Here is a 14,244-nt window from a genome sequence, read left to right as displayed (position 1 = left end):
CTCTCTATCGTGACAGCCTTACGATGCTTTCAATATGAAAAGTCTGGGGAAACAGATCAATCAGGTGCACGTCTTCCACGTGGTAGCCGGTTTCCAGCAGCAGGCGGACGTCGCGCGCCAGCGTCGCTGGGTCGCAGGAGACGTACACAATCTTCTTCACCCGAAGCGCGGCCAGAAGCTGGCTGGCTTTGGTCCCCAGGCCGGAGCGCGGCGGATCAACCACCACCACGTCCGGATGAAGATTGAGGCAGCGCGGCAGAAACTGCTCGGTGGTGGTCTTCACCGGGACCACGTTCTTGAGCGCGTTGGCCTGGAGATCAGCCGCCGACGCCGGCGCCGACTCCACGGCAAACACCTGATCAAAGCGCTTGGCCAGATGGTTGGCGAACAACCCAACGCCGGCGTACAGGTCCACGGCGATCTTGCCGAAGAAATCAGAAGTCACCGTCTTTACCAGCTCCTGCACCAGCAAGCGGTTAGTCTGGAAAAACGATCCCGCGCTCACCCTGAAGGCCTTTTCACCCACCTGGTACATCAGTGACGGATTGCCCACCGCTTCTTTCATCTGCGCCTGTCCGCCCCCGGCTGGGCCGGAAAAGATGGCCAGGCCCTGTATCTCTGAGATTCGGTTCTGCAGCTCGCCGGCAAATTCGCGGATTCCCTGGGCGTCCGGGGCTTGGTAAATCTCCAACACCAGGCGGGAGTCAGCATGGTCGGCGAAGAACTCAATTTCGTTCACCCCTTGGGGAACGCCGCCAGCCAGCCCCAGTTCCCACAACTGCGTGATCAGCCGGTTCACCGCCGGCGAGCTGATGGGACAATTCTTTACCGGCAGCAGATCATGCGACGACACGCGATGGTAGCCCAGCGCAAAGTCCTTTCCGCCGCGAATCTTCACCCGCGTCCGGTTGCGGTAATTCCAGGCTTCCGCCGAATGCGTGATGATTTCCTTGGTCCACTCAAACTTGGCGTTGCGCAGCAGCGTTTCCCGCAGGATGGCGCGTTTGAACTCCAGTTGCGTCGAGTATGCGGTGTGCTGGTAGTGGCAGCCGCCGCAGCTCGAGAAGTACTCGCACTGCGGTTGGATCCGCATCTCTGACGGCTTGATCACATGCTCGGCCGTGCCCCGGGCAAAGCTGCTCTTCTCTTTGCTCAAGGTGGCGCTTACTTCCTCGCCGGGAAGCACAAAGGGCAAAAACACGGCTTTCCCGTCGGGAAGACGAGCCAGGCCATCGCCGCCGTAGACCATCTTTTCGATTTTAAGATTCACATGTAAAAGAGGCTGAGTCTGGGCATTGTAGCCTTTTCGAGCATCCGCCTGTGAGTAAATTGTTTCTGCAGTTGTACGATTTGTGCCGCCGGCATTTTGCTGCGATATGGTGCAATTTCGCGGTCGGCTTCCGCCCGCAAGGCGACGAGCTCTTCTTCCGGTGCAGCCACCGTCAGCGCCGCCTGAAGCTTTTCTTCCATCACGGTCAGCCGGCGTTCCAGGTCTTCGAGTCGCGGCAGGGTGGCAGCGCTCTCCACTTCGTCCGCCAGCGCGGAAAGCGCGGCCGCTACTTCTTCGGCCGTGGCGTGGACCTGCGCGGGCGACTGAATCTGCCGCAGCTTACCTGCATTCTTCCGCATGAACTTTGCGATTTCCGCGGCATTCAGCCCGGTATCAGCCTTTGCTGTCTCCCGCTCGGAGCCGACGGCCGCTTCTTTCATGTCTTCCGCAGCGGCCAGCACTTCCTGCGCGCAATAGGCCAGGCTGTTGATTTTTTTTGTCTTCACCGGACGACGATCGTACTTGTCAAACGTCTCATCTATGCCGCGCAGCACGGCTTCCAGCGGGATTCCGGCGTCTTTCCAGGTTTCAATCAGCGCCCAATCCAGCGTGGAAAGCAGCAGTCCCGTGCCGCGCCGCCGCTGGTAGCGCTCTTCGATCTCCGTAAAGTAGTTGAAGTAGTTTTCCACTGCCAGTGCGGCCTGAATTGATAGTATCAAGTGCGTTGCGCTTCGGCATACGGCGCCGCAACCGCCCCGTATGTGAATGTTTCAGTCGAGAATGTGCCACTGCGCTGAAAGCAGATCTGTCCCCGGAGAAGAAAAATGAAGAAGACTACCTTCCGCTGCGTGCAATCATTTCTGACCATCATCGCCCTGGTGCTGGCCGCCGCAAACGGCTATGGCGCTGACAAGCATCCCTTCAGCCGCGATGATTACTCCGCCCTGCGTCGTGCCCGGGCCACGGCCATCTCGCCGGACGGCAAGACCATCCTCTACCTGGTGACCTACGACGGCGTTCAAGGGCCGGAAAAGCGCGAGTGGTGGATGATCGGCATCTCCGGAGAAAATCCGCACAAACTTTCATTGCCGGAGAAATTCCGCCCGCAAGGCTTCTCCTCGGACGGCGCGCTGTACGGCGGGTATGAAGTGGACAAGTTGGGACAACTGGCCATTGTGCCCCTGGCGGAGAATCAGCCTGTCCGGATGATTGGCTTGAGGTCAGGGGTCCGCTCCGCCTCGATCTCGCCGGACGGTTCGCGCTTCGCGCTACTGGCCGATCCTCGCCCCAAAGATGCGCTAGAAGGCGTGCACACTGTGGTGCAGGCTGATCAGACCAGCCTGTACGTGGTCAACGCCAGCGGCGACAAGGGCGACTGGTGGTGCCCCGAGCTGAAGGACATCACCGACATCGCCTGGTCCGCCGACGGTACGCAGATCGCGGTCATCACGCAAAATCCAAAGATCGGCCATCATGAGCTGCATTCGGCCATTTACGTTTGCAGCGCATCGGGCGCGCGCCGCATTGCCCAGGTTCCCAACGCCACCAACGGACTCGCCTGGTCCGGCGGCGGTAAGGAACTGGTTTTTGCCAGCACTACCACTCCGGTGCTTACGCCCGATCACATCTGGAGCGTCCCACTGGACGGCGGCGCGCCGGTGGACCGCACCCCGCAACTGGATGGCTCGGCCGTGAACGTGACCTCCGATGCTCACGGCTCAGTGTGGGTGGAACTGCATCGCGGCGTGATCACGGAAATCGCCGCTTATCGCGACGGCAAGCTGGAAACCGCGTATCGCTGGACGGATGGCGTCATGAATGGCTTGCCGGTCTCCACCGCGTTTTCCGCATCGCCAGACGTGCGCGCGTTTACCGTAAGCGACCCCGCTCACCTCAACAACGTTGCCGTGGCCCACGGCGGCGAACTGGTGAAGATCACGCATGAGGGCGATGACGTGCTCGCCGGCGCGGACCTGGGCGATGTCCGCGTGGTGCACTGGACATCCAAGGAAGGCATCAAACTGGAGGGAATCGTAACGTTTCCCTCCGGCTACTCGGCCGCGAAGAAGTGGCCGTTCCTGGTGATGCCGCACGGCGGCCCGGAATCCAATGATGAACTCGCCTTCTCCCTTTTCTCCCGCCTGATTGCCGCGCAGGGATACGTGGTCATGGAGCCCGAGTACCGGGGATCAACCGGCTATGGCTCGGATTTTCTCTCCGCCATTTACCAGCACTTCGGCGATCGCGCTTACCGTGACGTGGACAGCGCCACCGACTACGCCATCGCCCAGGGCTGGGCTGATCCCCAGCGGCTGGCCATGTTTGGCTGGAGCGCCGGCGGCTTCATGACTTCATGGACCGTCACCCAGACGCATCGTTATCGCGCGGCGATTGAAGGCGCGGGAATTACCGACTGGCTCAGCTTTGTCCCCACCAGTGATACCTGGCAGACCGACTATGACGCCCGCCTGCAGGAAAAAGACCCCACGCCGCTGCTACAGTTTTCCGCCGTCATGCATTCTGACCAGGTGACCACGCCGCTTTTGATTCTCCACGGCGAAGCTGATGTCCGCGTACCCGTGCTGCAAGGCATGGAGTTTTTCGTGCTGCTGGCGGAGCGCGGCAAGACCGTGCGCATGGTTACCTATCCCGGAGCTCCTCATTTTCCACGCTTGGCGGAGCAAAGACGTGACGTGTTTAAGGAGATTGCCGAATGGCTGGCGAAGCATAACCCGTAGTTTCAGCGAGAAAAGCTGGAGAGAAACTAAGACGTGGCTTTCTGTTTATGCGCCCCCGAATTGCGCTCCCAGATGATGCGCAGGCCATCGAGCGTGAGCAAATCGTCCACGGTCTTGATGTACTTGGAGTGTTCGCCGATCAGCCGCGCCAGCCCGCCGGTAGCGACTACCTTTGCTTCGGAACCAAGCTCCGCCATCATGCGTTCCAGGATGCCGTCCACCAGACCCAGGTAGCCATAGAACATGCCGGACTGCATGCTGGCCACGGTGTTGGTGCCGATCAGTTTGGCCGGCCGGCGGATGTCCACGCGCGGCAGCCTGGCGGTATTTTCCACCAGCGCCTGCGCGGAAATGCCGATGCCCGGCGCGATCGCGCCGCCCAGGTACTCGCCTTTGCGCGAGACAACATCAAAAGTCGTCGCCGTGCCAAAGTCCACCACCACGCAGGGCCCGCCGTATTTCTCAAACGCCGCCACACCGTTCACAATGCGGTCCGCGCCCACTTCCTGCGGATTGTCACAAAGCACGGGCATGCCGGTCTTGGCGCCCGGCTCCACGAACAACGGCTTCAAGTGGAAGTAGCGCTCGCAAACTTCGCGCAGGGTGGAATCCATGGGCGGGACCACGGACGAGATGATGATGCCTCGGACTTCAGAAGACTCAATCTTGCCGATGGCAAACAGGTTGCGGAAGAGGACGCCGTATTCATCCACCGTATGGGTGGCGATGGTGGCCACGCGCCAGTGGGCTTCCAGCTTCGTGCCGACTTTCCCGGCGAATCCCGGCGTTTCCATCCGATAGACGCCCAGCACCGTGTTGGTGTTGCCCACGTCAAGAACCAGGAGCATCGTTTCTCCTTGCCACCGGGCGGACGCTGCCGGAGATCACCATGCGCAGGCCGGTATCGGTCCGGACGCGCAGGAAGCCGCTGGGATCCAGGCCGTCGGTCACGCCGTAATAGCCGCCGTCTTCGTCCACGTGCACCAGTTTGCCCAGCGCGTAAGAAGATCGCGATTCCACCCGGCGCATGATCGGCTCAAAGCGCAACGCTGGCGTGCGAATCGGACTGCTCATGGCCCGCAGCAGAGCGCGGTATTCGCGGTCTACTGCTCGGATCATGGCCCCGGTAAGCTCCACCCGCGAGAATTCCCGCCCTGCCTCTTTGCGCAGTGAAGTGGCGACGTTCCGCAAGCTCTCGGGAAAGCTCTCCTGGTTCACGTTGATGCCCACGCCCACCACCGCGTGGTTCACACGCGTAGGCTCGGAGCTCATCTCCGTCAGGATCCCCGCAAACTTCTTCTCGTTCAGCAGCAAATCATTCGGCCAGCGGATGTCCGGTTGCAATCCCGTGACCTCCTTCACCGCGTCCTGCACCGCCACTCCTGAAATCAACGACAGCCATAGCGCCTCTGCCGGCGACATGGGAGGAAAAATCAGAAACGAACAATAAATCCCCGTGCCTTTTTCCGAATGCCAGGTATGCCCGCCGCGTCCCCGGCCCGCGGTCTGTTCTTCCGCCACAAAGACCGCGCCTTCCGGCCCGGTGTCCGTATGGTGCTCGGAACGCGTGGCCGCGGCCAGCGCCAGAGCGTTGGTGGATTCAGCCTGGTCGAAATGGTGAATATTGCCGGAGAAGATCGTGTTCCGCACCAGCGGCGCAAGTTTCTCCGGCAATAACAAGTCGGCAGAAGACACGGGGCGTTGTCCTCAGGAACCTTATTTGGTTGCGGCGGGGGCCGGTGGTGCATGTCTTGCTTCAACGTTGAGATCAACCTTGACATCGTTGCCGATCATCGCGGCCGGCGCCTTGGAGATCCCAAAATCCTGGCGGCTGACGGTGAGAGAGGCATGCGCGCCCATCGCTTTTCCGCCTTTACCCGCGTCAATGGGCCCTTTCAACTCAAACGGCAGGTCCACGTTCTTGGCGACGCCGTGGATCGTCAGCGTTCCGTGGGCCACGTAGTTGTCGCCCTTTTTTTCCACCGATTTGCTTTGGAAAGTAATTTCCGGAAACTGCGCCACGTCAAAATAGTTGGCCGATTTCAGGTCATTGTCGCGGTTGTTGTTGTCCGTATTGATGCTCGCGGCTTTGATGGTCACCGTGACGGAAGACTTGGTCGCGTCTTTATCGTCAAAAAGGATCGTTCCGGCAAAATCGTTGAAGCGCCCGTTCACCGTGCTGATGGTCATGTGAGTGACCGCGAAATTGACCGACGAGTGCACCGGATCAATCTTGTATTCGTCGGCGGCCAGCGCCGAAAGGGAGAGAGCAAAAACGCCAAGCAACAGCCCAAGAACTTTTCGTACACGCATATTGAACAAGAGTCTCCTTAAAAGATTTTCCCTAGTTTGAGCAGATAGCATCCATCACCGACGCAAAATATTTTGATCTCAAACTATCTCTCAGATAAGTCAGATAAGTCCCTACAGTGCAGACGCTTAGCTCCCTAGCTTACGCGGGAATAATCCGCATACTCAAGTCCACCGCCTGCGGCGAATGGGTCAGCGCCCCCACGGAAATGTAATCCACCCCGGTTTCCGCGTACGCGCGGACGTTTTCCAGCCGAATGCCGCCGGAAGCCTCCAGCGTTACCGCAGTCGAGTGCTTACGCGCCCGGGCCACCGCGGCGCGCGCGTCGTCCACCGTCATGTTGTCGAGCATAAGTCTTTCCGCGCCGTTGGCCAGGGCTTCTTCCAGCTCCGCCATGTTGCGGACTTCGATTTCAATCGGCTGGTCTTCACGGCGATTGGCCTGCACCCGTTGCAGGGCCGCGGCCACGCCTCCGGCCAGCGCAATGTGGTTGTTCTTGATCAGCACGCCGTCAGAAAGGTCCAGCCGGTGATTATGCCCGCCGCCGCAGCGGACGGCATATTTGTCCAGCACGCGCAAGCCAGGCGCAGTTTTTCTCGTATCCAGGATGCGCGCTTGCGTCCCGTGGATGGCGTCCACGAATTTGCGCGTCAGGGTGGCAATGCCGCTCAGCCTCTGCAGCACGTTCAGCGTGACCCGCTCGCACGATAGCAGCACGCGCGCGTTATGCCGGACCACCGCAATCACCTGGCCTTTGCGCATGCGCACGCCGTCAAAGATTTCTCCGTGGCTGATCACTTCCGGGTGCCCGATCACGTGCTGGTCCAGCCGCTCGTAAAGCTCCAGGATGCGGGCCACGGCCCCCACGCCGGCGATGATGCAGTCCTGCTTGGCCAGGATGGTGGCCGTAGCGCGCTGCTGCGGATCAATGCAGGCGCGCGACGTCGCGTCACTGGTGGCGTGGTCCTCCAGCAACGCGTGTTCAAGTATGGCGCTGATTCTGCGGCTGTGCCAATCCATAGGCTGTTCCGCTTACGCCTCCGCCTTTTTCTTAAAAATCCCCTGCATTTGGATCATAATCAGCAACAACATGATCGAAGCTACTCCGAAGCCGAACTTATTTGCGTAAAGCCGGTCGGTCTGGATCGTTCTGGCCCAGGAAAAGAACTCAGGAGATGTCCAGAAGATAAATTCACTAAAAGCGATGATCGACAGAGTTAAACCCAACCACTGGTTCCATTTGGCATAGACCAGTGTTCCAATGATAAGAAACCCCAGGCCCGCGAACCAGTAGAAATGCAACGCGCGTATATCTTTGGCCCTGGCCTCCCACTCAGATATTGAACCTTGGAGTTCGCTTTCTGATTTGAAAGGCTCGATGTCGTAATTTTGTGGCGCCCATGGCTCCTTCCCGGCTTTCACTTCTTCCTGTCTCTTCTTTTCCGCTTCCTTGTGGGCCGCGTCATAGCGGGTCACCAGGTCATCGAGTGAAGTTGCCTTGGCGATATCGCTCTTTGTCTTGCGTCCGAAAACATCGAGGACAGAAGATTGCGGCGCCATCCAGAGCGCGTAAGCATTGCGAACAGTCTGCGTTGCCAAAAACAGGAACGCGATAATCGCCAACGTCTTCTGCAGCGCTTTCATTGAACCCGGTTCCCCATTGATGTCAAGCTAAGAACTTAGAATAGAAGCTTACCCTAGCTTGTCCCAAGCGTCCTTGATCTTTTTGATCAAGATTTCCAGTTCCAGCCCGCGCTGCCGCATGCCTTCCACCACTTTCGCCGGAGCCTTGGCCAGAAACTGCTCGTTTCCCAGTTGCTTTTTGTTGTTGGCCAGTTCGCCTTCCAGCTTGGCCAGATCTTTTTTCAGGCGCTCGCGCTCAGCCGCCACGTCAACTTTTTGTTCATACACCAGCACCACTTCGAATTTCGGCGTGGTCCGCGCTCCCGCCACCTGCGACAGCGACGCGCTGACAAACTCAATCGCTTCGATGCTGCCCAGCCGCTCCACCATGCTGCGGTTTTCTTCAACCAGCTTCTGGACATCGGCTGCGGCGTGAATGCGCACCGGCGCCTTCACCTTGGGCTCCACTTTCATCTCCGCCCGCAGGTTGCGCACGTTCACGATCAGCTCCTGCAGCACCGCCATCTGTTCTTCCGTCTGATCGTTGAGCCACTGTTTATCGAGCTCCGGATACTTCGCCAGCGCAATGGACTTTTTAGGCGGCTGGCCTTCATACATCGCGTGCCAGATTTCTTCCGTGATGAACGGCATGAAAGGCGAAAGCAGCCGCAGAGAGCCTTCAAACACGTCGCCCAGGAAAGCCAGCGCCGGGCGCGCTTCTGCTTCCGGCCCGGAGAGCCGAGGCTTGATGATCTCCAGGTACCAGTCGCAGAAATCCCCCCAGAAGAATTTGTAGATGGTGTTGGCCGCTTCATCAAAGCGATACGCCGCCAGACCGTCATTCACCTCGCCGGCCACGCGATAGAACCGCGAGTAGATCCAGCGGTTCTCCAGGCGTTTGAGTTCATCCGGAGGCGCACCCGAAGTCAGGCTGCCGCCGGCGCGGTCCAGGTTCATGAACACAAAGCGTGCGGCGTTCCATATCTTGTTGGCGAACGCCCGGTAGCCTTCCGTCCGGCTCTCACTGAACGCAATGTCCGTGCCCGGCGAAGCCATGGACGCCAGCGTGAAGCGCACCGCATCGGTGCCGTATTTTTCCGTGACCTCAATCGGGTCAATCACGTTGCCTTTGGTCTTGGACATCTTCTGGCGGTCAGCGTCGCGCACCAGGGCGTGTATGTACACTTCGCGGAAGGGCACACACTCCGGCAAGAACTGGTCCGCTGTCTTGCCTTGTTCGCCGGCCAGCGCAGGACGCTGCGGCGGCAGCATGAAATGGCTGCCCATCATGATCATGCGCGCCACCCAGAAAAACAGAATGTCAAAGCCGGTGATCAGCAGTTGCGTGGGATAGAAAATCTCCAGGTCGTGCGTGGCCTTGGGCCAGCCCAGCGTGGTGAAGGGCAGCAAGGCGGATGAAAACCACGTGTCGAGCACGTCGGTGTCCTGCGCAAGTTCCGTACTGCCGCATTTGCCGCACTTCTTGGGCGCTTCGCGGGCCACGGTGATCTCTTTGCACGCGGCGCAATGCCATGCGGGGATGCGGTGTCCCCACCACAGCTGGCGGGAGATGCACCAGTCGTAGATGTTCTCCATCCACTGCAGATAGATGGCTTGGTAGTTCGCGGGGGTAAAGCGAATGTGGCCGTCTTCCACCACTTTCTTCGCCGCGCCGGCCAGGCTCAACCCGCCGTGATTGGGCTGTTTGTTCACCGCCACAAACCATTGCGTGGAAAGCCGTGGTTCCACCACGGTCTTGCAGCGGTCGCATTTGCCGATGGACATGGCGTGGTCTTTGATGCCCACCAGCAGGCCGCGCTCTTCCAGGTCTTTGACAATCTTCTCCCGCGCCACGTAGCGGTCCAGGCCCTTGTAGGGACCGCCGTTCTCGTTGATGTGCGCAGTTTCGTCCATCACGTCAATCTGCGGTAAGCTGTGCCGCAGCCCGATCTGGAAGTCATTGGGGTCGTGCGCCGGCGTCACCTTCACCGCGCCGCTGCCGAACTGCGGATCAGCGTAGTCGTCAGCGATGATGGGAATCGGGCGCTCCATCAGCGGCAGAATGGCTTTCTTGCCCACCAGCGCGGTATAGCGCGCGTCCTTCGGGTTCACCGCGATGGCCGTATCGCCCAGCATGGTTTCCGGACGCGTCGTGGCAACGGTGATGGACGTCGTTTTGTCTTTATTCTCACCATCGGCCAGCGGGTAGCGAATCTGGTACAGCTTTCCGGTGATGTCCTCGTGCTTCACTTCCAGGTCGGAAATGGCCGTCATGCAGCGCGGACACCAATTGACGATGTATTTGCCGCGATAAATCAGACCTTCTTCATACAGGCGGACGAACACCTCACGCACGCAGTGCGATAGGTTGTCGTCCATGGTGAAGTACTCGCGGCTCCAGTCAACGGAGACACCCAGGCGCTTCATCTGGGTGAGAATCGCTCCGCCATAGTGCTCTTTCCAGTCCCACACGCGCTTGATGAAGGCTTCGCGGCCCATCTTCTGCCGGCTGGTGCCTTCGGCGAGCACCTGTTTTTCCACCATCATCTGCGTGGCAATTCCCGCGTGATCGGTACCGGGAATCCAGTTGGCCATGTCGCCCAGCATGCGCCGCCAGCGGGTGATGATGTCCATCTCCGTGTGGTTGAGCATGTGGCCCATGTGCAGGCGTCCGGTCACGTTCGGTGGCGGCAGCAGCAGCGTGAAGGGCTTGATCTGGGCCTGGGAGCCGGACTCCGGCGTCGGCGCCGAGAACAGCTTCTCCCGGACCCAGTATTCCGCCCAGCGGACCTCAATCGCGCTGGGATCGTATGCTTTTTGGAGCTCGTGTGGCATGCGCGCGCAAAAATGACTGAATCACTGATCTTACAGGCGCAGAGCGGAACTGGGCAAACGCGCCGTTTTTCTCGCGATTGAAAACCCCAGGCCCCCTTCTCGCCGTTCTAAAAAAGCTGAAGGGGGCGATTCTTTCGCCCCCTTCGCTGCATGATCTTGCAAAAAATCCTTACTTCTTCGACTTCAACTCCCGGACGATCTCCTGCACCAGGTCGCCCTTCATGCGTTCCATCACGCGATTGACCGCATCGCTAATGCTGTCATGTTCGCTGCCGGCGGCGCTGGCCACCGCAGCCGCGGCTTCCGGCAGCTTCTCTTCCAGCTTCGCCACCACCGCATCGTGGGTTGCGCTGGCGGGCGGTACTTCGATCGTGGGCTCTTCATGGGCTACTGGAGCGGGCGCAGCTTCAGGGGCAGGCGCAACCACAGCCGCAGGAGCGGCCTCTACTGCTGCTGCCACGGGCGCTGGCGGAGGCTCAGGAACTGTCACCGGCGGGTTGTATTCAAACGATGGCGGCGCCGCCTGGGCAGCCTGCGGCGCTGTTTCTATCGCTGCGGGCAGAACCGGGGCCGGAGGCTCAACCGCGGCAGATGCCAGGACGTCAGGACGCGCCTGATGGTTGTAGGCTGCCAGCGCAGCGGCGACTCGAGCTTCAAAATCAGTGTCGGCAATGCCACCCCGAGGTGCAGAGGCCGTCTCCGCCACTGGAGCGGGGGCTTCCGCGGAAACCGCGCTGGGAGCGCTGGCAGCGGCCGCGAGTACCGGCGTCGGCTCCGCGGTTTGTTGCGTTGGCACTAGTGCTGGTTCGCGAACATCAGCTACGGTTTCCCGGGTAATTTCTTCCGCACTCGCCTGCAGTTGCGGCTCGCGCGCTTCGGCCACTGTTTCGCGCGTAATCTCTTCCGCAGTTTCCTGCAGCTGCGGTTCGCGAGGAATGTCTACATCACCAATGGGCCCCGCTGCTGTCGGAACAACTTCATGCTCGCCCGCCGGCGCTTCGGGTTCCTGATACACCGGAATCATTTTCGGACGCGCGAGCACCGGGCCGGTCGGAATCGGCGCTGGAGGCGCGGCCTCAGCGGGCTCAGCCACCGCGGCGGCCTGAATCGGCGCAGGCAGCGGAGCGGCGGGAATTGCTGCTGGGGCCGCGACGGCGGCAGGCTCGATCACCGCGGCTGTGGCCTGAATCGGCGCACTGGTTGGAAGCGGCGCGGCATTCGCGACAGGCGGCGGCATCGGCGGCGCGATAACTCTTGCCGGAGTATCCATGATCATCGGTTCCGGCTCTACGTCCGGCCGCCATGAAACTGGAATCTCGGTTTCCTGAATTGGTGTGGGCGCCGGCTCAGTCGCGACCGCAGCCGCAGGAGGCGGCGGTGGCGGCGGAGCTGCCACCATGTGCCCCATGCCATGGGCTGCTTCGCCACCCAGCAAGTCACTGAATGCTGAAGAACTCGCCATATGGTCGGGGACTTCCACCATGGGCTGCAGGTTTCTCGCCGGTTGCGGCTCGTGGTGTTCGTGGTGCTCTTCCACGGGGGTGACTGCTATCTCTTCCACCGGACGCACCACCGGAGGCGCCGGAGGCGGAGGCATGGCCGCGATGCGCTCTTCAAATTTTTTGATGATCGCCAGCAGATCGCTGGCTTCAAACGGCTTGATGATCACGCCATCGGCGCGCACGCGACGCGCGTCCTCCGGCTTGTACGGTTCCATCTTGCCCACCGTCAGCAGCACCGGCGTCTTCACCGTCGCGGCGGACGCGCGCACTTTCTCGCACACTTCCAGGCCGGTATATCCCGGCATGTAAACGTCCAGGATGATGATGTCCGGCTTCTGCTCCGCGATTTTCTTCACCGCGGCAGCGCCGTTGCTCACAGCCACAACCTCGTAACCGGCCTCCGTGAGGATCTTCTTCCCCATGTTCTGGGCGGTTACGCTGTCATCGGCAAATAGGATTCGTAGCGACACGTCTAAATACCTTCATTTTAAGCAGGAAACGAGGACAACTTACTGGTAATTACCTTTGAAGTCAATGGGAAGACCACCTCAGTACCTATTCAGGTATGCCTCTTACCCCCATCAAAGGTGCTAGTCCTCCGGGGTAAACCCCTTATCCCTAAAAGGGTACCAGTTTGCGCAAGCCCTTTTTCTTCTTCTTTTTGCTGGTGGAATCCTGCTTGTCATCAGCGCTCTTGGCGTCTCCGCTCTGCGCGCTGCCCGGCTGGGCTGCGTCCTGGGCTTTCGCGTCTGTGGGGGGCGTCTTCTGCAGTTCGTTTACCTGGGCCGGCGCGGCCTTGGGAGGCGCGTTGCCCGGAGGAGGCTCATTGGCCCCCGGAGTCCCGGTTCCGCCGGTCACCGCGTCAATCCCGATCTTCTGTCCCGCCTGCGGGGTGGCTTGCGGGGTGATGCCCAGGATCTCATTGTTCACCGCCTGCACCATGGCCGGAGCGCTGGCGATCTTCTCTTCGCTCATGTTGGGCTCGCCCACTTTGCTGGCCCGCGCCACGCTGGGATGCTTCTTGAAGTTCCCCAGCATTCTCTGTGAAAAACGGTCATCGCTGCGGCTCTGCTGTTCCGCCTTGTTGGCGGCAATGGCTTCCGGCGCGGCTTGGGGGATGGGCGCCTTCATCGCGGCCAGTCGCTTGCGTGCATCCTCCGCGCGCGACATGGCGGGATAGCGCGTGATGATCTTGGAATAAGCGTCAATCGCGTGCTGTTCGAACCCCGCTGTCATCTTCTCGCGTTTGGCCGCGTCCAGTTTGTCCTGCTTCCGCATGGTTGCGGCTTCTCTTTCATAGGCCAACCCCAGTTCGTAAAGCGCTTCATCCACGCCGCTGTACAGCGGGTAAGAATCAATCAGCGACTGCAGACGGGCCTGCGACGCCGCCAGGTTGACCCGCAGGAAATAGAAGTGGGCGATGCGGAACTGACGTTCTGCCAGCACTTCCTGTACTTCCCGCAAACGTTGTTTGGCTTGCGGCACCAGCGGGCTCTCCGGATATTGCGAGATCAGCAGCTTGTATTCTTCCGCCGCGCGCGCCGCCTGGGCAAAATCGCGGTCCGGCTTTTCCATCTGCCGGTAATGGATGTTGGCCACCTTCAACTGCGCTTCTGACGCTTCCGGCAGGTTGGGGAAGAACGTCTGGAAGTCTTTGTATTCCATTTCCGCCTGCTGCGATGCCGCCGTGCCGCCTTCCGTGTACCAGGCGTCGCCGATCGCCAGCTTGGCGCGGGCAATGTACTCTGAATCCGGATAGGTATTGATCAGCGTTTCCAGCAGCGTGCGCGCTTCCTGGAAATGGCCCTTTCTCATGGATTCCATGGCGCGGTCAAAAAGGCCTTTGTCCGGCTGCTTGGAATCAACGTTGGCCAGGGGGTTCTGCACTTTATGATGGCCGCAGCCGCTGGCTGCCAGAAGTGCGCAGGCCAATGCGGCGGAAATAAGGATTTTTCGTAGCATTTT

General features: G+C 60.2%; 11 protein-coding genes. 1 reads left to right on the top strand and 10 read right to left on the bottom strand.

Translation table 11 applies throughout. From position 1 onward, the window contains the following. Window positions 1–4: 4 nt before the first annotated feature. Both LAO20_03320 and LAO20_03315 read right to left on the bottom strand, forming a co-directional pair. A complete protein-coding gene (locus tag LAO20_03320; GenBank protein ID MBZ5530439.1) occupies window positions 5–1,270 on the bottom strand; it encodes a class I SAM-dependent RNA methyltransferase in 1,266 nt (421 codons plus the stop codon). After that, window positions 1,267–1,959, bottom strand: coding sequence for a hypothetical protein (locus LAO20_03315; protein ID MBZ5530438.1), 693 nt, complete (start codon window positions 1,957–1,959; stop codon window positions 1,267–1,269). The genes LAO20_03320 and LAO20_03315 overlap by 4 nt, the downstream gene beginning before the upstream one ends. Before the next feature lie 135 nt (window positions 1,960–2,094). Between LAO20_03315 and LAO20_03310 the strand changes: the two genes are divergently transcribed. After that, window positions 2,095–4,008 carry a S9 family peptidase gene (locus LAO20_03310; protein ID MBZ5530437.1) on the top strand — a complete coding sequence of 638 codons (1,914 nt, stop codon included), beginning with the start codon at window positions 2,095–2,097 and terminating at the stop codon, window positions 4,006–4,008. A gap of 26 nt (window positions 4,009–4,034) precedes the next feature. On the opposite strand, the gene LAO20_03305 is transcribed toward LAO20_03310, so the two are convergent. From LAO20_03305 to bamD, 8 genes are all read right to left on the bottom strand, one after another. Then, complete coding sequence (locus tag LAO20_03305) at window positions 4,035–4,856, bottom strand: type III pantothenate kinase (protein ID MBZ5530436.1); 822 nt, start codon at window positions 4,854–4,856, stop codon at window positions 4,035–4,037. After that, a complete protein-coding gene (locus tag LAO20_03300; protein ID MBZ5530435.1) occupies window positions 4,840–5,703 on the bottom strand; it encodes a biotin--[acetyl-CoA-carboxylase] ligase in 864 nt (287 codons plus the stop codon). Before LAO20_03300 ends, LAO20_03305 begins: the two co-directional genes overlap by 17 nt. Before the next feature lie 21 nt (window positions 5,704–5,724). Beyond that, entirely contained in the window at window positions 5,725–6,321 is a 597-nt protein-coding gene (locus LAO20_03295) for a YceI family protein (GenBank protein MBZ5530434.1), read from the bottom strand. 139 nt (window positions 6,322–6,460) lie between these two features. Next, window positions 6,461–7,339, bottom strand: coding sequence for a carboxylating nicotinate-nucleotide diphosphorylase (gene nadC, locus LAO20_03290; protein ID MBZ5530433.1), 879 nt, complete (start codon window positions 7,337–7,339; stop codon window positions 6,461–6,463). A 12-nt stretch (window positions 7,340–7,351) separates the two neighbouring features. Further along, window positions 7,352–7,963, bottom strand: coding sequence for a hypothetical protein (locus tag LAO20_03285; protein ID MBZ5530432.1), 612 nt, complete (start codon window positions 7,961–7,963; stop codon window positions 7,352–7,354). Between the two features lie 48 nt (window positions 7,964–8,011). After that, window positions 8,012–10,777, bottom strand: a complete 2,766-nt coding sequence (locus tag LAO20_03280; GenBank protein MBZ5530431.1) for a valine--tRNA ligase — start codon at window positions 10,775–10,777, stop codon at window positions 8,012–8,014. Between the two features lie 169 nt (window positions 10,778–10,946). Beyond that, window positions 10,947–12,749: a response regulator gene (locus LAO20_03275; protein ID MBZ5530430.1), complete on the bottom strand. Its 1,803-nt coding sequence runs from the start codon at window positions 12,747–12,749 to the stop codon at window positions 10,947–10,949. A gap of 148 nt (window positions 12,750–12,897) precedes the next feature. Next, window positions 12,898–14,241 carry an outer membrane protein assembly factor BamD gene (gene bamD / locus LAO20_03270; protein MBZ5530429.1) on the bottom strand — a complete coding sequence of 448 codons (1,344 nt, stop codon included), beginning with the start codon at window positions 14,239–14,241 and terminating at the stop codon, window positions 12,898–12,900. Window positions 14,242–14,244 lie beyond the last annotated feature (3 nt).

It is taken from the genome of Terriglobia bacterium (assembly GCA_020072815.1).
Lineage (GTDB): Bacteria > Acidobacteriota > Terriglobia > Terriglobales > Acidobacteriaceae > Angelobacter.
The sequence above is the reverse complement of the archived record's forward strand: the minus strand, read 5'-3'. Positions and strand labels throughout refer to the sequence as shown.